Source organism: Amycolatopsis sp. QT-25, from assembly GCF_029369745.1.
In the GTDB taxonomy this organism is placed as follows: Bacteria; Actinomycetota; Actinomycetes; order Mycobacteriales; family Pseudonocardiaceae; genus Amycolatopsis.
In genome coordinates, this window is the sequence record NZ_CP120210.1 from 4113232 (window position 1) to 4140120 (window position 26889).

The window sequence follows — 26889 nt, forward strand, 5'->3', positions numbered from 1 at the left end:
CCGACTCCACTACGTACAGGGCGATCTCCGTAGCCTTCCGGATTCCGAAACCACCGCGGGGCCCGGAGACTGATGCTCTCTCTGTCCGGGCAACCCCTTTGCGAGGAGCCATGACCCCCGTCCGAGCCGACCGACGCGGCCGGTATGTCGCGGCCATCGACCAGGGCACGACGTCGAGCCGCTGCATGATCTTCGATCGCCGCGGCGGTATCGTCTCCCTCGCGCGCCGGGAGCACCGTCAGATCTTCCCCCAGCCGGGCTGGGTGGAGTTCGACCCGCAGGAGATCTGGACCTGCGTGGAACAGAGCGTCAAAGAAGCCTTGGCCTACGCGGGGCTGACAGCGTCCTCGCTCGCCGCCGTCGGTGTCACCAACCAGCGCGAAACAACCGTGGTGTGGGACCGGGTCACCGGGGTCCCGGTGCGCAACGCCGTCTCCTGGCAGGACACCAGGACCTCGACCACGATCGAGTCCCTCGCGGCAGGGTCCGACATGGACCGTTTCCGCGAGAGATCGGGTCTCCCGCTGACAACGTACTTCTCCGGACCCAAACTGGCGTGGCTGCTGGCCGACACCCCCGGGCTCGCCGCGCGTGCCGGACAGGGCGACGTGCTGTTCGGCACCATGGACAGCTGGCTGATCTGGAACCTCACCGGCGGACTGCACGTCACCGACGTCACCAACGCCAGCCGCACCATGCTGATGAACCTCGCCACGCTCGACTGGGACGAGAGCATCCTGCGGGAATTCGGGATTCCCCGGGCCATGCTTCCCGCCATCCGGCCGTCGTCACACTCCTACGGCCTCGCCACCGGAGTCCTCGAGGGCGTGCCCGTCGCGGCCGCACTCGGCGACCAGCACGCCGCCTTGTTCGGCCAGACCGCGTTCTCCCGCGGAGACGTCAAAAGCACCTACGGCACCGGCAGCTTCCTCCTGCTCAATACCGGACACGAACCGGTGCGATCCGCGCATGGCCTCCTGACCACGGTGGCGTTCCAGCTCGATGGCCACCCCGCGTCCTACGCGTTGGAAGGGTCGATCGCGGTCACGGGCGGACTGGTCCAATGGTTCCGCGACACCTTCGGTCTCATCCATACCGCCGCCGAGATCGAAACCCTCGCCGCGACCGTTTCCGACAACGGCGGCTGCTACATCGTCCCCGCCTTCTCCGGTCTGTTCGCCCCGCACTGGAACGCCACCGCCCGCGGCGTGATCACCGGTCTGACCAGCTACGTCAAACCCGGCCACCTGGCCCGCGCGGCCTTGGAGGCGACTGCCTGGCAAACCCGCGAAGTCGTCGACGCCATGCGCGCCGACACAGGCACCACACTCACCGAACTACGCGTCGACGGCGGCATGACCGCCGACAACCTGCTCATGCAGCTCCTCGCCGACACCCTCGGCATATCGGTCAGCAGGCCGACCGTCGCCGAGACCACCTGCCTCGGCGCCGCCTACGCCGCCGGCCTCGCGGTCGGCTACTGGGCCGATCTCGAGGTCCTCAGGAGCAACTGGCACAAGGCCGCCGAATGGCATCCCCGCCTCGACGTCCAGCTCCGAGAACGCCGCTACCGCAAATGGCGCAAAGCCGTCCGCCGCAGCCTCGACTGGATCGACGAGGACGACTGACACCCCCGTTGGGCCCGGCCGTCGCCATCGGACCGGGCACCTCACCCGACGACACCGTCCACAACCGCAGCAAGGAATCCCATGCGCACTGCATCCGTACTCCGCCGCGGCATCGCGGCCTGCCTCCTGGCACCGGTCGTGGCAGGCATGATCGCCGCTCCCGCCGTAGCCGGCCCGGGCGGTGCCCTGCCCAGGGTGACCGGCCCGATCGCCCAGGACAGCCGGTCCCATGCCTTCGGCGCCGCAGCCCACCAGGCAGTCCCGGAGAACCTCGCCGCCGGCGGATACACCGAGGCCGAGTACTTCATCAGCGGCCAGGCGAACGTCTACACCTGGCCGGCGGGTGGCCCGGCCGTCGTCCGCACCCCGAATGCTCCCTACACCACACGGCTACTGGTACGGAAGCCCGCGGCGGGCAAGCGATTCAGCGGCAAGGTCGTCGTCGAGATGCTCAATCCTTCGAACTTCTTCGACCTCAACATCGGCTGGGCGATGCTGCGCCGTCAGCTCATCGCCGACGGCGACGCCTGGGTCGGGATCACCGTCAAACCCGTGTCCGTCGCCGCGCTCCAGAACTTCGACCCCGGTCGTTACGCGCCGCTCTCTCTGGCCAATCCGCTACCGGTCACCGATCCGGCCAATTGCGCCGACCCGCTCACGCTCTTTCCCGGTGACAGCTCCCGCACCACCGAGAACGGCCTGGCGTGGGACATCTACAGCCAGGTCGGCGCTCTCCTGCGCAGTAACCGGACCGACAACCCTCTGCGGTACCGAGAACGCCACAACCCGCCAGTCCAACGGCTGTACGGGTTCGGCTACTCGCAAACCGGCGGCTACCTCTACAACTACGTCAACGGCATCCAGCCGCTCGTGGTGCGCGCGAGCGGACGCCCGCTCTACGACGGCTACCTCGTCGCGGTCGCCGGGGGCTCCTTCGTGGGCGCCGCGCCGATGAACCAATGCGACCCCGCACCACCCATCGGTGACCCCCGCAGGCAGTTCGACCACGCTGGAACACCGATCCTGCATCTGATGTCCCAATCGGACTACCTGTGGGGAATCGACTCCCGGCGCCCCGACAGCGACATGCCCGGCGACCGCTACCGCGGTTACGAGATGGCCGGCGCCGGCCACGCCACCCCCGACGAACTGCACGCATCCGCCAAACCGGCCGACATCGTCAAAGCCGGACGGCAAGTGCCGGCCCCCGGCTGCGATCAGGGTCCCCGCAGCCCCTTCCCCAGCCAGATCTTCTTCGACGCCGCATTGCGCAACCTCGACCACTGGGTCACGGGGAAAGCGATCCCGCCTCGCGCCGCCCCCATCACCGTCCACAACGGAACACCGGCCACCGACCGCTTCGGCAACGTCATGGGCGGCCTGCGCTCCCCCTACCTCGACGTGCCCACCGCCACGTGGTCGGGAACATCCACCGGCCCCTCCTTCTGCGCCATCGCCGGACACGTCACCCCGCTGCCCGCCACCACCCTCGCCCAGCTCTACCCCACCCACAACCACTACGTCCGCCAGGTCGCGGCCAGCACCGCCGGCCTGGTCACCGCCCGGTATATCACCCCCGACGACGGCGCCCGGCTGATCAGGGAAGCCATCCATGCCCCCGTCACCGACCAGGGCCCAGCCCCCGGTCAGCGACCCCAGCGTTGACACCGCGCGGCACCACGAGCAGGTTGGCCCTCCCCGAAGGAAAAAGGCCAGGTCGCGCGTAGTGCCGGCTATCGGTCGCGGACCGGCCGGCTGCCTCGCGGTGCCGTACGATTCGGCCGCATGTACTGGCTCGATCGCCGCACCGACGACACCGGTCAAGGCCGCTTGACCAGCTATTTCGGGCGGGACGCCGAAGGTGCCGAGGTACGCGGGCTCCTCGGGGCCGGACGACTGACCACCCTGACCGGACCGGGAGGAGTGGGCAAGACCCGGTTGGCGATCACGGTGATGCGGCAGACCGCGCCGGACTACGCGGGTGGCGCGGTGTTCGTCGGCCTGGCCGAACTTCGCGACCCCGCCTTGCTCGCCAACCTCATCGCCGACCGCCTCGGCCTGCACGACCGGCCCGGCGAGACGACCCTCGACACCGTGCTCGCCCACCTGCGGAATCAGGCGCTTCTGCTCGTGCTGGACAACTGCGAGCACGTGGTCGGCGCGTGCGCCGACGTGGTCGAGGCCATCCTGCACACCTGTCCGGGCGTCGTCGTGCTGGCCACGGGGAGGCAGTCCCTCGACGTCCCGGGCGAGCGGGTACTGCCGATACCGCCGCTTCCCGTCCCACCCGAGGCCGGGTCCCACGCGCCCAGGGACTTCGCCTCGGTCCAGTTGTTCCTGGACCGAGCGCGGGCGGTGGTGCCCTCCCTCCAGTTCGACGAGGACACGCTCGATGACGTGGCGCTTCTGTGTCGACGACTGGACGGTCTGCCGCTCGCCATCGAACTGGCCGCGGCGCGGCTGCGTGCACTGTCACCGCGGCAGATCGCCGACCGGCTGGACCGAGGTCTGCCGGTGCTCACCACCGGTCCGCGCACCGCCCCGGAGCGACAACACACCCTGCGCGCCACCATCGACTGGAGCTACCGGCTGTGCTCGCCGGCCGAGCAGGCGATCTGGCAGCAGGTCTCGGTCTTCGCCGGCAGTTTCGAGCTCGCTGCGGCCGAGTTCGTCTGCGCCGGGACCGACACTCCGAACGTGCTCGATCTGATCGACGGTTTGCTGGACAAATCCGTACTCCTGCGCGAGGACCACGGCGACGTCGTGCGGTACCGGCTGCTGGAGACGCTGCGCGAGTACGGCCACGAATTGCTCACCGAGTCCGGCGAACTGACCGAGACGATGCGGCGCCACTGTCAGTGGTACGACCGGCTGACCGCGAGGGCCGAAGCGGAATGGGTCAGCTCCGCACAGGACGGCTGGGTGACCAGACTGAATCACGAGCACGCGAATCTGCGGGCCGCACTGGACTGGGCGCTGCGGCAACCAGGCGAGGCCGTGTCCGCGTTGCGGATCGCCACCCGGCTCGACGAGTACTGGACGCTGCGCGGATCGCTCGCCGAAGCCCGCACGTGGCTCGGACGGGCGCTCGCCACGACACCGGCCGACCATCCCGACCGCCCGATGGGGCTGGCGGTCTGCGCGCTGCACGCGCTCTGGCAGTTCGACGTCGAGAACGCCGAGACACTGCTGACCGAGACGGACACACTGCTGCGGGCGACCTCGACGGAACCAGCACAGACCTTCGTCAAGCATGTCCGCGCGCTGGGTGCGATGTTGCAGCGCGACTTCGAGTCGGCTGCCACGTGGTCAGCCGCCACCGCGGCATCCTTCCGGATCCAAGGAGATCTTCGCCGTGAATTCCATCCACTGTTCATCCTCGGCGTGAGCACCTCTGTACTCGGAGATCTGGACCGGGCACGCGAGGTCGTGAGACGGATGCTCTCACTGACCAGAGCGGCGGGCGAGGCGTACTACCTCAGTATGGCCGAGTACGCCTGCTCGTGCGTCGAGGCACTCTACGGCGACGCCACGATCTCGATGGAAGCGTCCCGCTCGGGTCTGCGAGCCGACTTGCGAATCGGCAACCGTTTCGGTGCCGCCCACCATACCGAGATTCTGGCGTGGGTGGCAGCAAGGCAGGGCGACCACCTGCGGTCGGCGATCCTTTTCGGCGTTTCCGCCAGGCTCTGGTACCTCGTCGGGTCCTCCGCCGAGGCGGCGGGATCTCTTGCCGTGCCGCATTTCGACCACCTGAACAAGGCCCGCGCCGCCCTCGGCGACGTCCGCTTCGACCAGGCCCGTGCCGCCGGCGAAGTCCTGCCCGACGACACGGCGATGGCCTACGCGCTCGGAAAAACCATCGCACCCGCGGATTTGGGCTTACCGGGCGAATCGCTCACCATCCGCGAACGAGAGATCGCCTCCCTCGTCGGCGCGGGACTGTCCAACCGGGACATCGCCGCAGAACTGGTCATCTCCGTTCGCACGGTGGAGACACACGTGCAGAACATCATGGCCAAATTCGGCGTGAGCAACCGCACCCGGATCGCCACCTGGATCACCTCCGGCGACTCTCACCGAATTGACGTCGCCGAAGGCCTGGGCAGATGAACCGAAGTCGAGGGCGCCGAGCAGCGATCCACCGACCGTCCGCAGCGGCGGCAAGCACCTGCGGCGGCCGGTCGGCCGCGCTGCACCACCTCCTGCTCGACGCCTCGGCACCGGTGGTCGCAGGTTGCCCGGCTTCATCGACGGTGGTGGTCACCGCACGCGCCGGGAGTTCGCTATGGCCCAGGCCGACAGATTTACCGCACATTGCGCGAAAAACCCAGGCTAGGACCGCAGCGAGAAGCGATTGACGACGTTGGTGTGCGAGTGTCCGAATTCCGCAGTGCGGAGTCGGATACCGGGACGGATGGCGTTCTCTCTGGCGAGGTGGATCCGCCATCGGTCGGGAAGTCGTTCTGGGGGCACGACATGCGGCAGCATCTCGGTGAAGGCGAGCAAGCAGGCATCCCGCACCGGCAGCGCACGCAGGCGGCCGAGGTCTTCGGAGGACAGCCCGCCGGCACCGGCGATCTCGACCGGCCCGGCAGGGATCGCGCTGCCATCGCCGAGTATGCGGGTGACGCCCTGCAGACCTGCCAGGCACAGATCCACCGGAACCCGGGTGATGGCCTCGGCCACCGGCGACAGCTCCGAGGCGACTGACAGGGCCTCGAGCAGTCCTCGTTGCATCACGGGGAGGTACTCGGCTTGGAAGTACCCACCGACGCAGGGGATACCGCGGGCGAACGCGAGAGTCAGGAAACAGGTGAACAGGGACGGCAAAAGAGAGCCGGTCCGCAAACCGTCGAGAACCGCGGCCGGCGTGAAGTCGTAGGCCGCGCCGCCGCCGACCAGTCTGGGGACCGGCTGGTCGAGGCCGGTCATGGTCAGGGGAACGCGTCGCCCCTGCGTGTCCAAGGCCCAGAAGAACACCGTGCCGCCTGGTGGATCGCCGAATTTCCAGCAGCCCTTTCGACTGTCCAAAGCAGACAACAGACGAAGACGAGTAGCCGGTTCGAACAGGGTGAGTGTGGCCAGACTCGACGGATCGAGCAGATCCTCCTCGAGCAGTGCGGAGCAGACGTCTTCGATCTGGATGCTCACCAAGGGCGGCATGTCGCTATCCTCGGAAAGGCGCCGCCACAGCGCGGAGGTGACCCGTGCGGCCTGTTCGGCGTAGCCGGGCAGTCCGAGCACCGTGTCGTCGCCGTAATGTTCGGAGAGGACTTCGGCGGCCGAGCGAGCCGTGAATGGAGTCAGCTTGTCCTCGCGAGCCGCGTCCCGCAGTCGGGCCAACGCTCGGATGAGCATGGTCCGATCCCATGGCCCCGCGGCCCGCACCGTACTGCGCTTCACCCGGTTCGGGAGCACGGGAAGCCGCAGCGGTATCCGTTCCAGCGCCCCGTCTCCCGGATCGTCATAGAGCCGGAGTCCCATCGGATAGGTCAGGTTGTTCATGCTGATGGAGCCGAAACCCAGCACCACCAGTGCGTGCCGCCGCGAATCCGGCCGGACCGACGCCAACAGCAAGGTGCCCTGCACAGAATCGGCGAAGGTGTCCACTCCGAAATGGTTGGCGGTGGGCACGGCGGCGGCGGTGAGAAGCTCCCGTCGTGCCGCGTCGGCGGTGGCCGCACCGTACAAGCCTGTCGCCTCCCGATGCACCGCCCGGACGAAATCGTCGCGCGGTTGCCAACCTCGGGACGGCTGGTCGCGCAGGTGGTCCACCAGTGTGCCGAGCGAGTGGCTGCCGAATTCGGTCAGCAACTTGCGCATCGGCCGCGAGTACTCCGTGGCGAGAGCGGCCAATTCCTTCCCGGCGGTCACCGTGGTCTCGCTCATTCCGGCCAGGGATACAGCAAGATTTTCCCGCATTCACGGGCGATTTGTGCCTCGAACGCGTCGGTGATCCGGTCGAGCGGAAGACGGTGGGTGATGTAGTGATCGAGTTCGCCGGGCACAGTGCGGATCACGTTGAGCAGGCGCTGGGCGTCGCGTAAGTTGATATCGAGGCTGCCTTGCAACCGAACTCCTTTCTGCACCAGATGATCGTCGATGTGGACGGGCAGGAAGGAACCTTCGGCGATGAAGGTGACGGTGCCGAGCCGGGCTACGCATTCGAGGGCGATTCGCTGATACGGCTGCTGTCCCGAGCACTCGAGCACGGCGTTGGCACCTTGTCCGCCCGTGAGGTCCAGGATTGCCTCCCGGGCGTCCGTGGCGGAGGGGTCCACCACGGCGTCACACCCGAGTTCGCCCGCCAGAGCCGCCCTGTAGGGACTTCGGGACACGCCGATGGCCCGCGCGCCCCTGGCCTTGACGTTGAGTACGCCACCCAAACCGACGGCGCCCAATCCGGTGATCAGCACCGAATCACCAGGGTGCAACAGGGTTCGTTGCAGCGCCCCGTAAGTGGGTCCGAGTCCACAGCAGATCATGGAGGCGTGCTCGTAGCTCAAGTCGTCGGGAATGGGAACCAGCAGATGCTCGGGCTTGATCGCGTACTGCGCGAATCCGCATTCCCCTGACTCGCTGCCGCACACTTGGCGCGGGTCGTCCGGAGCGCAGCAGTGCGCGTAGTACCCATCCTGGCAGGAAACGCAATGGCCGCAAGGATAGCCACACAAGGCCACCACCCGGTCTCCGGTGTCGAACCGCGATCCCGGCCGGGTGGCGACCACCTCACCCGCCATCTCGTGCCCCAAGGAATCGGGCCGGTTACGCTCCAGGTAGATCCCGTCGCGATAGGCCAGGTATTCGTTGCACATCGGGGCGACCCGAACGCGGAGCAGTGCGTAGTCCCGGTCGATGGCGGGCATGGGTTTGTCGGCGAGTGCGCACCGGCGGGGTCCGTCGATCCGGATGGTCCGCATCGTTGTCTCCTCGTCAGGTCAGATAGGTTTCCGGCCCGCCTGCCCGGCGCATGTCCGCGGTGACGCAGTGAAACGATCCCCCGAAGCTGTACACATGCCGGAAGTCCACCGGGAAGCAGTCGAACCCGGCACTGGTGAGCACGTCGATGAGTGGTTTTTCCTGACGCTCGACCACGACTGTCCGTTCGTCCAGTGAGAGTACGTTCATACTCACCCAAGGACTGCAGAAGTACATCGGCCACTCCGCCGGCAGCGTCGGCTCCGGCGCCTCGATGATCTTCCAGTCCTTGAACAGATCGTTGTGGATGTACCGCTCCGGGTTGACCAGCAGCACACCGGGCGCGAGCGCCGCGAGAGTGGCGTCGATATGCATGGCGTGCGGGTCGTTCACCGTGATGCGGTGTACCTGGAACTCGTCCCCCAGCGCCCAATCCAGCCAGCGGATGCCGAACGCGTTCGTCACATGGGATTGCTGGGCCACGATGTCGTTGCCGAAACGGAGGAAGTCGGCCGCGTCGAACACCGGCTCGAACTCGGTGATCGCGTAGTCGGCCGACTCGGGGCCGTGCTCGGTGCGGAACAATTCGTCGGTCAACAGCGGCTGCGGCGCCTGCAGCCAGCCCGCCCCCGCCTGGAAGTAGGACTTGATCAGCTCCCGGTAGGCGTGCACCTCGTGGTAGCGGCAGCGCCAGGACATCGGTGCCTCGACAATGGTCGTGCCGGCGACCAGCAGCAGATCTCGCGGCATGGCGGCATAAAGCCCGCCGTTGGTGCGCCAATGCGGGGTGGCGAATTCCGCCGAGTGGTCGACGACCGCCGGTCTCCGTACTTCGATTCCCTCACGCGCCAGCATATCGGCGAAGTCGTCGAGCTCGCGGCAAGCGATGTCGAGGTGTTCGCCGGGAAAGTTTTGGCCGCCTCGGTGCCGCAGCAGCCCCGGCACACCGGGCGGCATGACCGCGGCCATGGACGGTTGCCAAGTGGGGAACACGCCGCCGTCGAGTCTGCCGACCACCACCTCCTCGAGCGGATCCCACTCGGTATAGGAACTGATGACGGCCCGGCTGGGCTCGGTCAGGCTCATGCTCGTCTCCCCCTTTGCTCGAGCCGGGCTTCTCAACCGTCGGCCAGCGGACACTTCGGATGAAGGTCTTCGTTGCTGTCGGTGAGAAAGTACTGACGCCATTCGTCGTCGGACAGTTCGTCGTGATCACCCATGCTGGGATGCCTGCCCACTTCGTCCCAAGCGGCCAATCGCGCCCGGATCCGTTGCCGGGCGATGTCTCCGGCCGCCGTGCCCACCTCGATGCCGGAGAACACACTGCGCAATTGGAACACCAGTACAAGGCAGTCGCACAGATTGCGGGAAAGCCGCCGCTCGTTCAACGGCGTCAGCGCGAACACGAAGATCGACTGCCCGGCGAAGCAGAACTGCCAGCCCGGCTCGGCCGGATCCCGTGGGACGTCCGCCGGCCACGGCTCGCCATCGTGATCGAGCAGGTAGGCCAGGATGGACCAGAAGCGCCGGTCGTAGTCGAGCTGGGTGCGTTCGGACTCGCGCGGCCGCACGAACACGGCCAGCGGCTGCCGTCGCTCCGGATGACTCAGCGCGGTGTGGACGAAGCGTCGCATGTCGTCAGGCAGGCGCGTCGGCTCAGCCTCATTGACCCAAGTGGCGTACAGATCTCCGCGCAACAGCGCGGTCCGGCCGAAATTGCACGGATAGTCACCGCGAGAAAGCAACGTGCCGAACTTGCCCGACTGTTCGCGTACCCACGGCGGACCGTTCAGCTCTTTACCGGGTTCGAGCGTGACCAACCTGCTGTCCGACTGCATGCCACCCCCTCGTGGATGATCATCGGGACCGCGGCGAACACCGAGTCGACCGCTTCCGTTGTGACACCCGGATTCGGACGGTAACACAGCCCTCGCGCGATTCGCCACCGACAGAAAGTATGGGAACCACCCGATGATCATATTACTTGATCAAATTCATGCGACGGCGCCAATTGTCCATTGAGGAGTTTCCCGACCGGTACACGATTGTCCCGGTTGCCGGGTTCTTGGCAGAAGGGTAGCGTGCGCCGTATCGGCACTTCTCAATGATTTGATCATTGTCAGGGGGAACCGTCCCATGCGTACAGAGTTTCAGGACGTGGGCTGTGAGATACTCGCCGAGGGATCCGAAAAGATCCATGACTGCGACCCACAGTGGGTGCGCGAGCTGCTCAGCCGCCATGGCTGGATCGCCTTCACCGGTTTCGACGTGACCGTCCCCGAGTTCGAGGCGTTTTCCGCGCGGTTCGGCGTATGTGCCAACACCAGGACGGTGCACTACCCACCGGGTGGCGAAGCGCTCGGGTTTCACGCCGAGGATGCCTACAACCCGTACCGCCCGGACACTTTGTGGTTCCTGTGCGTATTCGAAGGCAGCGACGGAGGGGCACCGACCGGAGTGGTCGACGGCGTGCGGTTGCTTGCCGAACTCGAGGATCCGTGGCGGGAGTTGTGTTACCGCAACGAATTGCGCTTCGATCGACGATGGGCGGCGTCACTGTGGCAGCAGGCCGTCGGAAAAGACGCGAAGGACGAGTTGGCTGCGGCGTTCCGGCGGATCCCTCACCTGGAGTACACCTTTCTGCCGAACGATGACGTCCATGTGAGTTACCGTGCCCCCATTGTGACGAAGACCGTGAACGGTACCGACAGTTTCAGCAACACGATGCTGCAGGCCATCACCGAGCCGTCCTTCTACGGAATGTCCTTCGCGGACGGTTCACCGGTCCCTCCCGAACTGCCGGAACTCATTCAGCGGAAGGCGCTGGCCGCCGAACAACATCTGCACTGGCGACGCGGCCGGGTGGCGGTCATCGACAACATCCGCATGATGCACCGCCGAGCCGAGTACTCCGGGAAAGATCGCGATCTCCGCGCGCGGCATTGCGAAAACTTCTATGGGTCCGAATTCCCGCCTGCCGACACCCCGGTCCGGGCATGGGCCAAGTCGCTCATTCAGGGCGACGAAGCCTATCCCGTTGCCGTGGGCCCGCTGTCCAGGCGGGCCTGAACCGACCAGGGAGGGCGAATCATGCGAACCACCCCGGTCCCGTTCGACAAATACACGTCTTTCGGGAACAACTTCCTCATCATCGACGAGACGGCGAACCCGCTGCCCGGTGACAGCGAACGCGCCTCGCTGGCGAGGTGGCTGCTCGACGGCGCCTTCGGCCTCGGCGGTACCGACAACGTGCTCTACCTGACCCGGCTGGGCAGGAATACGGCCGCCGGCTCGGTGGTCGCGACGGAGAACCCCGCAACTGGGGCCGCCGACTTCGAATTCCGCATCTTCGAACATGACGGCGCGGAAACCCTTTCGTGCGGAAACGGCTTGCTCTGCACCGCGGCGTTCCTCAACGCACGCTACGGCCACCGGAACGCGGTCGTGCTCACCGAGGTGCCGAGCGGTGACCCGCGTCCGGTCCGGCTCGGCACCGGCGAGCGGGAGGGGACCACGTGGATCAACGTCGGTGAGCCCCGGCCCGCGCCTGCCGAACTGTTCAATCGCACCGAACCACCACCGAGTTCCCGTATCGACCACGTGACCGGAATCGAGGTCCCGTTGCCCGCGGAGGCGGCGTGGGCGGGGGGTCTGCCCCCAGTCCTGTCGCTGAGCGGATACCTGACCTTCACCGGGGAACCGCATCTCGCCCTGATCAGTGGGCACGGTCTGCCGGAGGAGCTGGAAAAGGTGCTCTTCATCGAGCCGGACGGGCAGGGACCGGAACTCGTCGGGCGGCCACCGGCCCCGGAAGTCCGCGCCACGCTGGCGCTGGTCGATCACCTGGGCCGCCACGTGAACGACACCTACCGCCACCTGTTCCCGCAGGGCGTGCACCTGAACTTCGCCCGGCGGCTCCCGGCCGGGGCCGTCGAGTACCGCACCTACGAACGGGCTATCGACCGCGAGACCCTCGCCTGTGGGTCAGGGGTCATCGCCATGGCTTTCGTGCTGCGGGCACTCGGACTGACCAGCGGGGAATCCACCCGATTCCGGCCGCACCGGTGCCGCTGGTTCGTCCCGGACGCGGAACTCGTCGTCACCAGCGGCGCCGACGGTTGGAGTCTGACAGGGATGCCGCTCCTGGTCGCCCACGGCGAAGCCCGAGTGCCCGCGTCGGTGCTGCGCTGAGCGCCACCGCGAACCGAGGGAAGTGGGAAAATGGCCGAAGCGGAACCCGATCCACTGGAAGTCACCCTGCGGGCCTCGGGCCTGACCGTGCGGCCGGTGCCCCGGCTGGGACGACCGTCCGCGGGCGAGATCGAAGAGCTGATCACCCGTCGCCGCCGGCCGGCGATTCTGACCGGCATGATCGAAGACTGGCCTGCCAGGACGGACTGGACGCCACAGAAGCTGATCGAGCGCCACGGCGGCAAGACGGTCACCGCACTGATGGATCTACCCGCCGACGGTGTGCTCATGCCGGACCGGCAAAGTGCCTACGAGCGCACGCTCACGTTCGCGTCGTTCGTCGAAACCATGCTGACCACGACGACCGCGAAACCGTGCTACTTGGCCTACACGCGCGTCGCCGACATCCTTCCCAGCGCGGACTACGACTTCGCCACCCTCCTCGGGCGGGCGGACGACGACACCGGCGACACCCGGGCGTGGATCGGCTCGGCCGGGACCAGATCGATGTTCCACTCCGACCTCAAGGACAACCTGTTCTGCCAGATCTGGGGTCGCAAGCACGTCGTGCTGCTGCCCTGGGAACACAGCATGGCCGCCTACCCGTTCCCGGACAACCTGGTCAACAGTCAGGTCGACCTGGCGGAGGTCGACCTCGGCCGGTTTCCCCGACTGCGGGAGGCTCCGTTGCTGGCCGCCACCATGAACCCCGGTGACGTGTTGTTCATGCCGCGGGGATGCTGGCACGACATCCGTTCGCGCAGCCCATCGATTTCGATCAACCACTGGTTCGGGGAACCGATGGGATTCGCCGACTACGCCGGGCTGCTGACGCGCCTCGGGCCTCGGTACTGGTCGGCCACCCTGCGCGACTTCTTCCGATACGGCGTACTGGGTCGACCGCAGCGCGCCGACTTCTTCTTCACTCCCGCGCCGACGGGCAAACGCCTGTACGACCTGGTCCGGCACGGGAACTTCTCCAAAGACAACGATCCGGCGGACCGATGACCGCCGCCAGTTCTCCAGCGGAGGATCCCGTGTTACCCCACACTTACACCCGGCCCGTCACCGACTCCGGCTTCGAGCAGCGGCTCATCGACGGCATCCGCCCCATCGCCGAGCATTTCCTGGCCGGCGCCCTGCACCACCTGTTCGACACCGGCGTGTTCGACGCGCTGGCCGCCCGGCCGGACGGCCGGACGCCGGAAGCGCTCGCCGAGGATCTGTCCCTGGAACCGGAGCGCCTGACCGGTCTTCTGCGGTACCTGGCGAACGAGGGCGTGATCGCCTTCGACGGCGACACCGCCAGGTTGACCACGCGCGGCCGGGGATACGGGGAATTCCGGGCGTGGTACACGATGATGATCGGCGGCTACACCTCGACACTTTCCCAAATGGGGCCGGCCCTTCGCCGTGGTTCCGCCTACTGCACTCGCGAGGGCCGCTATGTCGGGCTCGGCAGTTGCGAGGTATCCCGGTATGACGGAATGCCGATGACCCGGGAGCTGCTGGCGCGGGCGGGCGCGGACTGCGGGGAACTACTCGATCTCGGTTGCGGGAACGGGTTGTATCTCGTGGACTTCTGCCGGTCGATGCCGGAATTGCGGGCCTGGGGGGTCGAGCCGGATCCAGGCGGCTATCAGGAGGCCCGTGAGCTGGTCGGAGAAGCCGGGCTGAGCGATCGGGTCCAGGTGATCAACGCCTCGGCCACGGACTTCTTCGCCGCGCCGCCGGAAGGTTGCCGTCCGGACTTGACCGTGCTCGCCTTCGTCCTGCACGAAATCCTGGCCCAGCGCGGCCGGACGGCGGTGGTCGAACTGCTTCAGGGGCTGGTCAAGGCGTTCCCGGCACTGAACGTGGTGGTCATCGAAGTCGCCGACGAGAGCGCCGATCCCGCGATCATGCGGCACGGCCTGGCCACGAACTTCTGGAATCCGTATTACCTCATCCATTCCTTCACCGAACAACAACTGGAGAAGAAGTCCTTCTGGGACGAACTCTTCGAGGACGCGGGTTTGACCACGGTCGCGTTCGTCACCACGGACGAGACGGTGGACTCGACCGGTTTGGAACTGGGCTACCTGCTGCGCGGCCCCGGACACAGCTGAGGAGGCGCACTTGCCCGCACCGGAGCAGGCCGAGCGGATCATCCACTGGGCCGACGCCGAATCCGTGCCGAGCCCGGTGCTGCTGCTGGCGCCCGGAATGGCGCACCATGCGGTGGACCGGCTGCGCCGTGGCCTCGGCATGCGCGTTTCGTACGCCACCAAGGCGAACGCGTCTCCACGGCTGCTCACCGAACTGGCAGGTCTTGTCGACGAATTCAATGTCACCAACCTCGCCCATCTGCGGACGTTGCTCGATCTCGGCGTACGGCCGGAGCGCATCGCCCTCGTCCATCCGGTGCTGCCGCGGGAGAGCCTGCAGGCCGCCGTCGCACTGGGCGCGACCCGGTTCGTGGTGGACGACGAACGTGGTTTCGACGTGCTTCGCTCGGTGATCGACCGGCCGCGGGTGACTCTCCGGGTACTACCGCCCGCTCCAGGGCAGTCGGCGAGGTCGGTCGTCCGCTTCGGAAATACCGTCGAGGCGGTGGAAGATCTGGCGATCACCGTGGCCGGCGCGGGAGCGACGGTCGAAGCCCTTTCGTTCTTCGTGGGCGCCGCGGGGAAGGACCTGGAGGCGGGCACCCCGTTCCGGCTCGGCGTCGACCTGGTCGCCGAACTGCACGGGAAGCTCGCCGCACGGGGACTGTTCGTGCCGACGATCAACATCGGTGGTGGTTTCCCCGGCGCTCAACGGCAGTTCCACCGGCGGCACCCGGAATTCTTCCCCGGCATCGCCGATCGGCTCGTCCGCCGGTTCGGTGACGAAGTGGACTTCCTTTGTGAGCCCGGGCGGTACCTGAGCGAACCCACGCTCATCCTCTTCACCCGGGTGATCGCCGATCGGGTCCTGGGTGGACGGCGGCTGGTGCATGTGGACGCCAGCGCCTACGCCACGCTGTTCGAGTCCTGCTTCATCGGGCTCGGTACCGACCCGCCGATGGTCCGCGCGAGGCCGGGGTCGCCGGCGCGGCCCGCGGACGTGGTGGGCCCTCTGATGGATTCGTTCGACGTGGTCCGGCGTCAAGCCGACCTGCCCCCGCTCGAACCGGGCGCACCGCTGCTGGTGCCCAACGTCGGCGCCTACGCCTTCGGCTACTCCGCTACTCCGGAAGGACTGGTGCCCCCGCCGGTCGTCGAGCTGCCCGACCGGCTGAGCGCCGCTTTCCACGACGTGTGGTTTCCCTGAACGGAGGCAGCCCCGTGGACATCGCCATTCCGCCCGTGAACCCCCGTGGCCGGCCGGAGGACGTCCGGATCGACGAGTCGAACGACCCAGTGGTGACCGTCGAACCCGGAAACGGTATCCACGCGGCACCCGCCTACCACGCCCGCGGCGTTCCCGGTGCACCCGACCGGATCCAGCTCCGCGCGGGCGTGCTCGACAAGCTGCGCCAGGTCACCGCCTCCCTGCCCGCCGGGGTCGACCTGCTCGTCTGGGACGGGTTACGCCCGCTGCGGACGCAGGCGGAAATCGTCGAATCGTTTCGCGCGTCGCTGCCGGAAGAAGGCCGTGAACAGATCGTGGAACGCTACCTGGCCCCACCACCGCGTTCGGAAGCGGAATTCCGGGCCCAGCCACCTCCGCATTCCACCGGCGGAGCCGTGGATCTCACCCTGTGCGACACCGATGGCGAGCCGCTGGACCTCGGCGCGGGTTTCGACGAGTTCGACGACGTGTCCTGGCTGCGGTACTACGAAGAGAACCCCGGCAACGGCGGACTGCTCTTCCGCGACCGCAGGCGGGTCCTGTACTGGGCCATGATCGAAGCAGGTTTCTCGCCCTATCCGTGGGAATTCTGGCACTACGAGTGGAGTACGCCGGTCGCGCAGGCTTACCACGGTCATCCCGTCGCCGAATACGGGCCCGCCGTGCCCTGGGAACGCTGAGGCGATCCGCGGTGCCGAACGGGGGGTACTACGCTCGGTGGCTCAGTGTCGAGCGAACACGGGAGAACGACCATGACCACCCGGCGTTCAGCGGCGTTGAAGCGGCTACGTGCGGCAGCCGCGTTCCTGCCCGCGCCCGGCGCACTCGAAACCGCTGTCGCGGCACTGGGTTTCGTCCAGTACGACCCGATCCGCCGTCCGGCCCGCGCCCAGGATCTCATCCTGCACCAGCGCGTCCGCGGCTTCCTGGCAGGCGACCTGGACCGCTGTTATCCCTCGTCGAAGCTGGAAGAAGACTACTTCTACACCTATGGCGTCCTGCCCTCGGCGTACAGCGAGTTGCTGCACCCGCGGGGCGGTGGTTCCTTCGAGCCGTCCGGGCCGGCCGCGGCGGTGCTCGGCCTGCTCCGCGAACGCGGGCGGTTGACCCCGCAGGAGGCGGCCACGACGCTGGGGCGGGCATCGGAGACCAACGACTGGGGCGGGGTGTCCTCGGCCACCACCCGCGCGCTGGAATACCTCCACTACCAAGGATTCGCCCGGGTCTCGGGCCGGCTCAACAACCGCAAGGTCTACGCTCCGCGCCCTCCGGTGGCGCAATCGCTCGAGCCCGCCGAACGCCTCGCCGAATTGACGCTGCTGATGGCAAAGCTCCTGGCTCCCGTGTCGGCCGCCGGCCTGCGACGGGCGTTGACGCAACTGCACAACAACGGTGGCGCCCTGCCAGGGAACGACCGCGTCGTCACCGATCTGCTGCACCGGGGGGCATTGCGCAGAGACGTCGTCGAAGGCGTGACCTATTTGACGCCGGTCGACAGCGTGCCGGGGGAAAGCCGGCGCCAGGTCCGTTTCCTCGCCCCCTTCGACCCCGTGGTGTGGGACCGCACCAGGTTCGAGCACCTGTGGGGCTGGCAATACCGCTTCGAGGCATACACGCCACCGAAGAAGCGACAATTCGGGTATTACGCCCTGCCCCTGTTCTGGGGCGACATCGCCGTCGGCTGGGTCAATCTCACGGTGAACGGCGGCGCACTGGACGTGGCAGCCGGTTTCGCCGACACCGCGCCCACCGGCCGAGCTTTTCAAGTGGCCTTCGACGCCGAAGTGACCCGGATGGAAGCCATGCTCGGCCTGGGCTGAACCCGAGGTCATTCACCGGTCGCGCCGTCGATCGACTGCCGGACGACGTCGAGCTGGCCGACGTGCCGGGCATACTCCTGTACCAGATGGAGAAGAATGTCGCCGAGAGCGGGCGCCTCTTCCGGCCGGGTGAATCGGCCGCCGAGGGCCGCCACGTCGGTCATCTCGGCACCGGCGATCACCTCGCGAGAAATCTCCAGTTCCGCCTCGTACCGCTTGAACACCGCCGACGGAGTGTCAGCGGAAAGAATGACGAATTCGGCGGAACGGTCGTCGTCGCTCACCCAGTCGGGGTACGGATCGACCTGTCTGGCGGCGAATCCCCACTGCAGCCAGCGGCGTTCCACCCAGCCGAGATGCTGCACCAGCCCCAGCGGGGACCAGGTCACCGGCGGCACCGGAGTGGTGAGCTGCGCTTCGGACAGATTCGCGCATTTGCGCACCAGAGCATGCCGGTACCACTCCAAGTGTTCCACCAGGTTTTCCCCGAGGTCACCGCCGTAGCGCTCCGACCGCTCGATCACCAGGTTTTCGCTCACCGGGAAAGACATGCGCCAACAGTAAACGATGCGGGAAGGGCGGGGCGCCCATGATCGACGAGTCCTCGGCGGACAAGCGTGCTAGCTTGTTCGACGGCCACGGATGCCAACCGGCTGGGAGGGTGGCGGCATGCGAGTCCTGGTGACCGGCGGAGCCTCCGGAATAGGCGCGGCGATAGTGCGCCGTTTCGTCGACGACGGTGCCGACGTCGCCATTCTCGACCGCGACGAAAACGCCTTGGCACAAGCACTGCGCGACGAGCCGCGGATCGCTTTCGGGCTGACGGCCGATGTCGCCGACGCCGGCGCGGTACGGGCGGCGTTCGAGGATCTCGACCGCCATTGGAGCGGGCTGGACGTCTTGTTCAACAATGCCGGCATCAGTGCACGCGCCACCTTCCTGGAAACGACGGAAGACCAGGTGCGGAACACCTTTTCGGTGAACCTGACCGGTGTTTTCCTGGTGGCGCAGCAAGCCGCGAGCCGGATGTTCGCCGCCGGATCGGGAATCATCGTCAACACCGCCTCCGTGAGCGGACTGGTGGGCATGCCCGGATACGCCCCCTATAACGCCAGCAAGGCCGGTGTGCTGTCACTGACCCAGACCTTGGCGCTCGAACTCGCGCCGCGGATCCGGGTCAACGCCATCTGCCCCGGCTACGTGCTGACCCCGATGCAGGAGGCCGAATACAGCACGGAGGAATTGAGGGCCTGCGAAGCCAGGATTCCGCTGGGCCGCTGGGGAAGGCCCGCCGAAATCGCCGCGCTGGGCGCCTACCTGGTGTCGCCGGACGCGGCGTTCATCACCGGCCAGGCAATCGTGATCGACGGCGGGGAGACCGCGGGCGGCCTGGCGAGCATGGCCGGGTGACCGGCCGAACTTCGAGCGGGAGAGGCAAAATGGACACTGATTCGAGGGGCAGCGTCTACGACACCCGGGCGTGGACGTCCGCTTGGGCCGCCTCCACGATCGAGCGGCAGGAGGTGTTGCGCGAGCACGATCCGCCCACCTACCTGCTCGACTATTCGCCGTTCTGGCACGGGTACGAGATCGACACCGGCCTCGGCCCGACGTGGAAACGCCCGCTGGTGACGATCGGTTCGGTGTATTCGGTGTTCGGCCCAGAATATCTGGCCGCCGACGAGACCACCGTCGCCCACGTGGTCGAGGACGCCCTCGGCCGGGCACGGGATCGCGAGGCACACGGAGTCCTGGTGCTCAATCTCCGTGAGGAATTCGCGCGCCGTTGGAGCGCCTGCCGTCCTCCCGCCCTCACCGTGCGCCTGGACAACACCTACTACCGGGTGCCAGGAGAAGGCGCCGACCCCGTGATGGGCGATCTTTCCAAGAGCGCCCGTACGGACTGGCGGCGGCGCTGGCGGCGGGCGACCGAAGCCGGTGTGCGGATAGTCGAGGAACGGAGTCCGAGCGCCGACGCCATCGAAGAGATCATCGGCTTCGCCAACGGATCGGCGATCCGGCACGGCTGGCCGGTACTCTACGACCTGCCGACCATGCAGGCCGTTCTCGCCACGCCCTACGGCAGGCTGTTCCGAGCGGAATTCACCGGGCGCACGGTGGGGGGTTTCCTGGCGCTGGAGCACGACGGGCAGTTGCATCTGTGGGTCGGTGGCATGGACCACACCGCGGCACGGGAGGCGAGCCCCTACCTCTTCCTGCTCTACGAGCTACTTTCCCCCGATCGGGAAAGCCGCTGGCGACGGATCGAATTCGGCCGCGGCAACGACGACTTCAAACGTAAGTACGGATTCCGCGAAGAGCGGCTGTGGTCGTTGTGGTACCCCGCGACAGAAGACGACGCCGAATTCTGCGAACCGCGGTTGCGCGCCTTGCACGGGGAGCTCGCTCGTTGCCAGCACACGTCACCGGAGATGTTGTGAACTCGAGGGCCACTTTCGGCGGGCTCACCTCCGAACAATGGGATCGCCTTGCCGGACCGCATTTCTATTCGTCGAGCGGCTGGCTGCGATTCTGCGAAACCGACTACGGATCCCCCAGTGACGCCGTGGTCGTCTTCGACGGTGACGAGCCGGTTTGCGCGGTGCCCACCGTGACCGCCGGTGAGTTGCCGTCCTGGTCCCGGTACCACTGGAACAACGGCCTCGCCGAACGCGAGCTGCCACGTATCGACGAATCCGGACTGCTCGTCGGCTCTCGGGAGGGGTACCAGACGAACCTGCTCAGCGGAGACCGTGAACCGGCCACCGACGCGGTCGCCGACCTGATCGACCGGCTGCGGCACCGGGTGGGTCCGGACCGATCCTGTGTCGCCATGTATCTGACTTCCGAGGACGCCGGCGCCCTGCACAAGGCCGGCGTCACCGCACCGCCGGTCCTGCTCGACGTCGACGCCTGGATCCGCATTCCGGACGGCGGCTGGGACGCCTGGCTGGCATCGCTGTCCGCCAACCGCCGCCGCATGGTCCGGCAGGACGTCCGGAAGTTCGACCAAGCCGGGCATACCGTGTCCCACGCCAAGCTCGCCGACCACTACCGGGACCTCGGCGGGCTCGCCGCCGCCACGCTGAATCGGTACGGCCACCAGACCGACCCGAAGACCGAGTTGGCAGCGCTCGAGAATCACGCGAAAACCCTCCCGGAGGACGCCACGGTCGCCCTCTGCCATACCGCGGCCGGGGAACTCGCGGGCTTCTGTCTCTACTACCCCTGGCGCGGCACCTTGTACGTGCGTTGGGTCGGTTTCGACTACGAACTGCTGCAGGACGCGTCCGAGTACTTCAACCTGATGTACTACAGCACTCTTCGCCACGGTGTCGAAAGCGGCGCCGGATGGCTGCACGCCGGGATCGAGAACACCGTGTCCAAAGCGTTCCGCGGTGCCGACCTGCGCCCGCTGTGGCTGGTCGAGCTCTCCGGTCAGGCAGCGCTCACGAACGCCGCCGAAAAGATCAGGCAGCACAACACCGAGCTCTACCGCCGGTACGCGGACAACCCGAAAACGGCTCCGAACCTGGCCCCGCCGTCGCAGTGGGACCTCGGCGGCTGGGCGATGGACCCGCCGTGACCGACGGGAAGGCCGATACCGGCCGCTCCCGGAACCTCTGGCACAACACCGACTTCACCAAGCTCTGGGGCGGCGAGACACTGTCCCAGGTCGGCAGCCAGATCACCCTGCTCGTGCTACCGCTCATCGCGATCCTGCACCTCGACGCGGGGGCTGAACAACTCGGCTGGCTCAAGGCCGCGCAGACCGCGCCCGTCCTGGTGATAGCGCTCCTCGCCGGAGTGTGGCTGGACAACCACCGCCGCCGTCCGCTGCTCGTGCTGACCAACCTCGGCCGGGCGGCCCTGCTGGGCTTGATCCCCCTTCTCTTCCTGGCCGATGGGCTCACCCTGGCCGCCGTGCTGGTGATCAGCGCACTCATCGGCACGCTCACCGTGTGCTTCGACATCGGCTATGTGTCCTACCTGCCGACGCTGGTCGAGCGAGATCAATTGGTATCGGCGAACGCCCGGCTCGAATCCACCTATTCCATCGCCGAGATCGGCGGCCCGGGGCTCGGCGGCCTGCTCGTCGGCCTGCTCGCCGCCCCCTTCGTCCTACTGGCCGACGCCATGACCTATCTGCTCGCGGCCATCGGCATCAGCCGGATCAAACGAGTCGAACCGCAGCCGCCGCCCCGACAGTCCCCGTCGCTGTGGCGTGACATGCGTGAAGGAGTGCGGTTCACCTTCCGCGACGGTCATCTGCGTATCCTCGCCGCCCAGTCGGCGGTGTTCAACTGCTTCGAACAAGCGATCTTGACGCTGTACCTGCTGTACGGCATCGAGACACTCGGCTTGTCGGCGAGCCTGCTCGGCGGACTGCTGGCCGCGGGGAGCGCCGGCGCACTGGCAGGCGCGCTGTTCGCCGGCCGCATCGGGCGGCGAACAGGCAGCGGCGGCGCCACCGTGCTCGCCATGGCGATCAGTTCGGTGTCCTTGTTCGCCGTACCCGCCGCGACCGGGGCACCGGCCGCGGTGATCACCATCCTGCTCGCCGGTCTCGTACTGCACGGGGCAGGCCTGGCGGTGTTCAACGTCTACGCACTCAGCATCCGCGCCGAAATCGTGCCCTCCCACCACTTGAGCCGCGTCACCGGGTCGTACCGCCTGGTCATCGACGGCGCCGTCCCTCTCGGCGGTCTGCTCGGCGGCTACCTCGGCGCCTTCGCCGGACTCCGCGCCGCAATGTGGCTCTGCGGAGCCTGCCTGACCATCAGCTGCGTCCTTTTCGCCTTCAGCCGCATGCGTTACTACCGGGGGCCGGAGACAGAGACGCGGTCAGCGTAGGGGTTGTGGCGCCCATCGGGGTGGTCTCAGCGGGTATCGAGGATGAAGTCGATCGCTCAGTCCGGAGCGTGCCGACTCGGGTATGTCTTCCACGACCGCGGTCGGCGCATGGCGTTGCGGATCACGTACACGACACGGGTTTGGACCACGGTGTCGGGGAAGCGCCGCGGATCGCGTCGGGCAGTCCGGTCAGGCGATCAGGATGTCTTTCACGCCACGGTTACGTAGGTCGGTGGCGACCTTGGAGGTGACCACACCCTTCTCCTTGACCCGCAGGCCGTCGACATACAGGATCGGGTACAACTCCTCCAGGGGCCGGGATCGCCATAGTGCGATCTCGTCGGTCACCACTTCGATCATGTTGGAAATCGGTGCCACGCGAATACAGCTACTCACGCGGCACCGCCGGCTCGACCGGACCATTCGAGGTCGACGCGGTTTTCGGGGACCTGCCATTCCGGGAGTTCCCGGACCCGTTCCGGGCAGGGTCGTCTTTCTCATAGCCGAGATGATGAGTCATTTCGGCGTCCAGCGCCCGTTGAGCACCGCTTTGGTCATCTCGTTCAGCAATTCTTGCGCCCCCAGCGCTCTACCAGCGCATCAAGCATTTCGGTGGCAAGGCGCGCGCGGGCGCTTCACCGGCAGCGGCACCAGCAACGGCCATACGATTCCTTCTCGGCCACAGATAGAGCCTTTCCGAGGCTCCTCCAGCGACCCGGTCCAACAGCAGAGCGCTCTCTCCCTTTTTCGGCGAGGTCGGCCGGTCGCGCCGTTCGTGATAGCCGGAGCGGAATATGTTCAAGACCCGGCGGGAGCCTTGTCGCCGAGCCGGTCTCGTCCGTGTCAGCCTGGGCCATCCAGGAGCGTCAGCGCCTCTTTCGCGTTCTGCTTCGCGATCCCCTGCATGAACGCTCGGTCAGGGAAGTCCCCGTCGAGGAGACGCAGTGGACCGGCCACCAGCGACAGACGCATCGCGAGCATGTAGAGGGCGAGCCGCTGCGGATCGAGACCAGGCCGCGCCAGCGCGGTGTACTGCTCGCCGAAGCGGAGCTGGAGGAAGACATGCTCCCACTCGACGTCGAAGTACATCAAGCCCTCGATGTCGATCAGGACGGGGTGCCCGTCGGTATCGACCAGGACGTGGTCGGGTCCGAGTTCTCCGTGGATCAGGCCGTATTCCGTGCGAGGGCTCACCCGATCGGTCAGTTCCTGCAGACGGTGGCGCAACGCGGCGCGAGCTGCCGCGATGCGCTCGTCGCGCCCCGCCGCCTCCTCAAGGTCCCGCAGGGCGCGGTCGAGAACTCGTCGCTCGCACGAGACCTCGGACACGAATCCGCCCCGCTCCAGCAGGTCTACCCTGCCGTAGTAGTGGCCCTGGTGTCGATGCATCACCTCGAGCATCTCGGCAAGGCCGCCCAGGGCTTTCGCGGCGCGCGCGGGATCGGTTACGAAGAGGGCTTCGAGCGTGCCGCCGGAAACATCCTCGACCACGGCGACATCCGCCGGACAACGGCGCCGGCTGTCATCCACCAGATGTATCCGCGGAACCCGTACCCCGAGTCCGTCCAAGTTACGCTGCGCGGCCAAGAACGAGACCAGCGCGGAAGCGGGCGCGAACGGATCAGCCGGGTCGACCTCTCGCGCGCCTGGCCAGAAGTTCTCGGCTTCGGCCCAGCTGTAGACGATCACGCTGGCTGTGCGGGTTCCATCAAGGCGGACCCGGTACACCCCCTTCTTGCTCCCCCCGCGCAACCGGTCCACCGTGACTACACGGCATCCCGCTCCCAACGCGTCACGCCCCAGCCCCGACAGGTCTTCGATGTCCGCGAATTGCCGCATTCGCGAAACCTACCGAAGACGACGCCGCGCGTGCCGCCGGATAACTTCCGCAGCCTCCGACTACCGACGAAGGGCCCGCGCCCGGGACGCCCCTCGCAGCAACGACGAGGCAACGTCATCTGTCCGCAACGCGCCCGGCCGCGACGCTGGATGCCTGCTCGTCACCTCGGACACGACCACACCCTTCGGCAGCTGGCCCATCGTCGCCTACCAGGCACCAGACCCGGCGGGACTGTGGTCCGGGCCCAACCCGATCTACAACCCCGCCCGAAGCCAGCCAAGACCGCTACGCCTGCAACCCGACGCTGATCCCCGTGACGCACAACAGCTTTTGTGCTGGCCTGCAACGTGAACAGCACGATCGCCTCGCGATCTTCACCAGCCGCTGCGCCTCCTCCGGCTCCAGCGACCGCACGAAAATCTCGGGCTTACGTGCCGTGGCTCACCTCCTCCGGCAACCCTCGCGATCACCAGCCCGGATGTCCACGTGACACGGTTACCACGTCAACGTTCGTTGATGGGGCACTAGCTGGTCCCGAGCGTCTTGTTCGCCTCGTCCAGTCGGCGCGCGATGTCCACCAGTGCGTCCAGGTGACCACGGGTGAGGTGGTCCATGAAGTGGTGCCTGACAGAGGCGAGATGCGCGGGCGCCACCTCTTCCAACACTGAGAGACCGTCGTCGGTCAGCGTCAGCAGGCAGCCCCGGCCGTCTTTCGGGTCCGGGGAGCGGCGCAGCAGCCCGCGCGTCTCCATTCTCGTCGCGTGCCGGGAGAGCCGGCTGCGCGACCAGCCCATCTTGTCCGCCTGCTCCCCCAGGCTGCTGGTGTTCTCCGCTCGCTCCGAGAGCGTGCTGAGTACCTCGTAGTCGGCTTCGGACAGGCCCCGTTCAGCCAGATCGCGAGCTGTTCCAGTCTGGACCGTCACCGTGATCCGGAGAAAAGCCCGCCACGCCCGTTCCTCATCAGCGGTCAGCCAGCGCACTGTCGTTGACATGTAAACAAACTAGCATCTAGGTTCGTTTCCATGTCAACGAAATCAACTCGGGTCCTTGTCCTGACGTGCAGCACCCGGCCTGGAGGGCTGGGGCCGTCAGTGACGCGGTGGTGGCTCGACACGGTTGCCGAGCGGGCCGCGAAATCGGGTGTCGAGCTGGAGCCGGTGGCACTCGGCGACCTCGACCTGCCTTTTCTCGATGAGGAGGAGCACCCGTCCTCCGGGATCTACAAGCACGAGCACACCAGGCGGTGGAGCGCACTCGTCGACTCGGTGGACGCGATCGTCGCGGTCATACCGGAATACAACTTCGGCATGCCGGCGACGCTGAAGAACGCTTTGGACTATCTGAGTGCCGAATGGGCGTGGAAGCCGATCGGGTTCGTCAGTTACGGCAACACCTCGGCGGGCACACGGGCCGTGCAGCACGCGAAGCAGATCGTGACCGCGCTGCGCCTGGTTCCCCTCGGGGCCACCGTCGCGATCCGCATCGGCGAGGCGGTGGCTGCGGGCCGGCTGCGGGCGAACGCTTCCCGAGACGAGATGGGCGTCGCCCTGCTGGAAGAACTCGTCCGTGTCGCGAACGCGCTGCGGCCGCTACGCGAGCGGCTGCGTGACACGACCTCCGCAGGCCCGCTCGCAGGATCCTACACGCGACGATTGACCCCGGACGACGCCGAAGAGGTGGCCGTGCTGCAGCGATGCTGCTGGGTGGACGAGGCCCTGCTCAACGACACCCTCGACATCCCGGCCTTGCGCGAGTCTCTCGACGAGGTGCGAGAGTGGCTCGCCGACTGGCACGTCAGAGGGTTGTGGCTCGACGCGCGGCTACTGGGGATGGTACGAGCGCGTGCCGTCGACGGTGACTGGCAGATCGGCAGACTCGGCGTGGTGCCCGATCTGCGCGGCCGCGGACTCGGCCGCTGGCTGCTGCGCGGCGCCGAGTCCGTCGCGGACGCGGACACGCGGCGGGTCCTGATATTCACCGGCGCCAACAGCACGCGCAACATCACTCTCTACGAAAGTGAAGGCTACCGCCGGATCCCGGTGGCCGGACCGGCAGGGGCCGTATGCCTGACCAAAGCGATGCCGCAGGAGCGCAGGAAGGGATCATGGTGACAGGCCGGACATTCGATTGGATCACCCCCCGATGAGCTCCGGGCATCGCCAGGCCGCACAGGAATTCGACTCCGCCGAGGCCAGCCGGGACCGTCTCACCTCCGGAGACCACGAGCACGCCACAGGCCCAGGGCACAGCACTGTTCCGGTGGCTCGCACAAGCGATGCACGCCGCCCTGGCCGCGGCGGTCGAGCTCTACGAGTCCGTA

23 protein-coding genes are annotated in these 26889 nt (G+C 67.2%); 15 read left to right on the forward strand and 8 right to left on the reverse strand.

The annotated features are described in order from the left end of the window. The first annotated feature begins 110 nt into the window (after window positions 1-110). From glpK to P3102_RS19170, 3 genes are all read left to right on the forward strand, one after another. The gene (glpK, locus tag P3102_RS19160) at window positions 111-1628 is read left to right on the forward strand and encodes a glycerol kinase GlpK (RefSeq protein ID WP_276360519.1); all 1518 of its coding nucleotides are present in this window, start codon (window positions 111-113) and stop codon (window positions 1626-1628) included. 81 nt (window positions 1629-1709) lie between these two features. Next, complete coding sequence (locus P3102_RS19165) at window positions 1710-3293, forward strand: alpha/beta hydrolase domain-containing protein (protein WP_276360520.1); 1584 nt, start codon at window positions 1710-1712, stop codon at window positions 3291-3293. Between the two features lie 120 nt (window positions 3294-3413). Next, window positions 3414-5741: a LuxR C-terminal-related transcriptional regulator gene (locus tag P3102_RS19170; RefSeq protein WP_276360522.1), complete on the forward strand. Its 2328-nt coding sequence runs from the start codon at window positions 3414-3416 to the stop codon at window positions 5739-5741. 222 nt (window positions 5742-5963) lie between these two features. Here the strand turns inward: P3102_RS19170 and P3102_RS19175 are convergent, their stop codons facing one another. Genes P3102_RS19175 through P3102_RS19190 form a run of 4 tightly spaced genes read right to left on the reverse strand, consistent with a single transcriptional unit; the run spans window position 5964 to window position 10387 of the window. After that, window positions 5964-7520 carry a hypothetical protein gene (locus tag P3102_RS19175; RefSeq protein ID WP_276360524.1) on the reverse strand — a complete coding sequence of 519 codons (1557 nt, stop codon included), beginning with the start codon at window positions 7518-7520 and terminating at the stop codon, window positions 5964-5966. Then, window positions 7517-8551, reverse strand: a complete 1035-nt coding sequence (locus P3102_RS19180) for a zinc-binding dehydrogenase (protein ID WP_276360525.1) — start codon at window positions 8549-8551, stop codon at window positions 7517-7519. Before P3102_RS19180 ends, P3102_RS19175 begins: the two co-directional genes overlap by 4 nt. Window positions 8552-8564: 13 nt before the next feature. Continuing rightward, window positions 8565-9635: an amidinotransferase gene (locus tag P3102_RS19185; RefSeq protein WP_276360527.1), complete on the reverse strand. Its 1071-nt coding sequence runs from the start codon at window positions 9633-9635 to the stop codon at window positions 8565-8567. A gap of 32 nt (window positions 9636-9667) precedes the next feature. Beyond that, window positions 9668-10387 (reverse strand): YqcI/YcgG family protein, encoded by a 720-nt coding sequence (locus P3102_RS19190; protein ID WP_276360528.1) that lies wholly within the window; start codon window positions 10385-10387, stop codon window positions 9668-9670. A 298-nt stretch (window positions 10388-10685) separates the two neighbouring features. On the opposite strand from P3102_RS19190, the gene P3102_RS19195 reads away from it, so the two are divergent. From P3102_RS19195 to P3102_RS19225, 7 genes are all read left to right on the forward strand, one after another. Continuing rightward, window positions 10686-11618 (forward strand): TauD/TfdA family dioxygenase, encoded by a 933-nt coding sequence (locus tag P3102_RS19195; RefSeq protein WP_276371252.1) that lies wholly within the window; start codon window positions 10686-10688, stop codon window positions 11616-11618. A gap of 21 nt (window positions 11619-11639) precedes the next feature. Continuing rightward, window positions 11640-12740, forward strand: a complete 1101-nt coding sequence (locus tag P3102_RS19200) for a hypothetical protein (protein ID WP_276360530.1) — start codon at window positions 11640-11642, stop codon at window positions 12738-12740. Between the two features lie 30 nt (window positions 12741-12770). Continuing rightward, on the forward strand, window positions 12771-13748 hold the full coding sequence (locus tag P3102_RS19205) for a cupin-like domain-containing protein (protein ID WP_276360531.1): 978 nt from the start codon (window positions 12771-12773) through the stop codon (window positions 13746-13748). A 29-nt stretch (window positions 13749-13777) separates the two neighbouring features. Next, window positions 13778-14848 carry a 2-ketoarginine methyltransferase gene (locus P3102_RS19210; protein ID WP_276360533.1) on the forward strand — a complete coding sequence of 357 codons (1071 nt, stop codon included), beginning with the start codon at window positions 13778-13780 and terminating at the stop codon, window positions 14846-14848. Window positions 14849-14858: 10 nt separating this feature from the next. After that, entirely contained in the window at window positions 14859-16034 is a 1176-nt protein-coding gene (locus tag P3102_RS19215) for a hypothetical protein (RefSeq protein WP_276360534.1), read from the forward strand. A 14-nt stretch (window positions 16035-16048) separates the two neighbouring features. Further along, window positions 16049-16735, forward strand: a complete 687-nt coding sequence (locus P3102_RS19220) for a M15 family metallopeptidase (protein WP_276360536.1) — start codon at window positions 16049-16051, stop codon at window positions 16733-16735. Between the two features lie 72 nt (window positions 16736-16807). After that, complete coding sequence (locus tag P3102_RS19225) at window positions 16808-17875, forward strand: crosslink repair DNA glycosylase YcaQ family protein (RefSeq protein ID WP_276360538.1); 1068 nt, start codon at window positions 16808-16810, stop codon at window positions 17873-17875. An 8-nt stretch (window positions 17876-17883) separates the two neighbouring features. Here the strand turns inward: P3102_RS19225 and P3102_RS19230 are convergent, their stop codons facing one another. Further along, a complete protein-coding gene (locus P3102_RS19230) occupies window positions 17884-18426 on the reverse strand; it encodes a DinB family protein (protein WP_276360539.1) in 543 nt (180 codons plus the stop codon). Between the two features lie 118 nt (window positions 18427-18544). Between P3102_RS19230 and P3102_RS19235 the strand changes: the two genes are divergently transcribed. The 4 genes from P3102_RS19235 to P3102_RS19250 are packed head-to-tail and all read left to right on the forward strand — an operon-like array spanning window position 18545 to window position 22729. Further along, window positions 18545-19285: an SDR family NAD(P)-dependent oxidoreductase gene (locus P3102_RS19235; protein ID WP_276360541.1), complete on the forward strand. Its 741-nt coding sequence runs from the start codon at window positions 18545-18547 to the stop codon at window positions 19283-19285. Window positions 19286-19314: 29 nt separating this feature from the next. Next, window positions 19315-20316: a GNAT family N-acetyltransferase gene (locus P3102_RS19240; RefSeq protein ID WP_276360542.1), complete on the forward strand. Its 1002-nt coding sequence runs from the start codon at window positions 19315-19317 to the stop codon at window positions 20314-20316. Then, window positions 20313-21461 (forward strand): GNAT family N-acetyltransferase, encoded by a 1149-nt coding sequence (locus tag P3102_RS19245; RefSeq protein WP_276360544.1) that lies wholly within the window; start codon window positions 20313-20315, stop codon window positions 21459-21461. Before P3102_RS19240 ends, P3102_RS19245 begins: the two co-directional genes overlap by 4 nt. Beyond that, window positions 21458-22729 (forward strand): MFS transporter, encoded by a 1272-nt coding sequence (locus tag P3102_RS19250; RefSeq protein WP_276360545.1) that lies wholly within the window; start codon window positions 21458-21460, stop codon window positions 22727-22729. The genes P3102_RS19245 and P3102_RS19250 overlap by 4 nt, the downstream gene beginning before the upstream one ends. A gap of 189 nt (window positions 22730-22918) precedes the next feature. Here P3102_RS19250 and P3102_RS19255 read toward each other — a convergent pair whose 3' ends face one another. The 3 genes from P3102_RS19255 to P3102_RS19265 all read right to left on the reverse strand — a co-directional run bounded on the left by P3102_RS19255 (window position 22919) and on the right by P3102_RS19265 (window position 25561). Continuing rightward, a complete protein-coding gene (locus P3102_RS19255) occupies window positions 22919-23077 on the reverse strand; it encodes a transposase (RefSeq protein WP_276360547.1) in 159 nt (52 codons plus the stop codon). A 495-nt stretch (window positions 23078-23572) separates the two neighbouring features. Then, on the reverse strand, window positions 23573-24568 hold the full coding sequence (locus tag P3102_RS19260; protein ID WP_276360549.1) for a phosphotransferase: 996 nt from the start codon (window positions 24566-24568) through the stop codon (window positions 23573-23575). Window positions 24569-25093: 525 nt separating this feature from the next. After that, the gene (locus P3102_RS19265; RefSeq protein WP_276360550.1) at window positions 25094-25561 is read right to left on the reverse strand and encodes a MarR family transcriptional regulator; all 468 of its coding nucleotides are present in this window, start codon (window positions 25559-25561) and stop codon (window positions 25094-25096) included. 30 nt (window positions 25562-25591) lie between these two features. Between P3102_RS19265 and P3102_RS19270 the strand changes: the two genes are divergently transcribed. Next, a complete protein-coding gene (locus tag P3102_RS19270; RefSeq protein WP_276360552.1) occupies window positions 25592-26680 on the forward strand; it encodes a GNAT family N-acetyltransferase in 1089 nt (362 codons plus the stop codon). The last annotated feature ends 209 nt before the right edge of the window (window positions 26681-26889 follow it).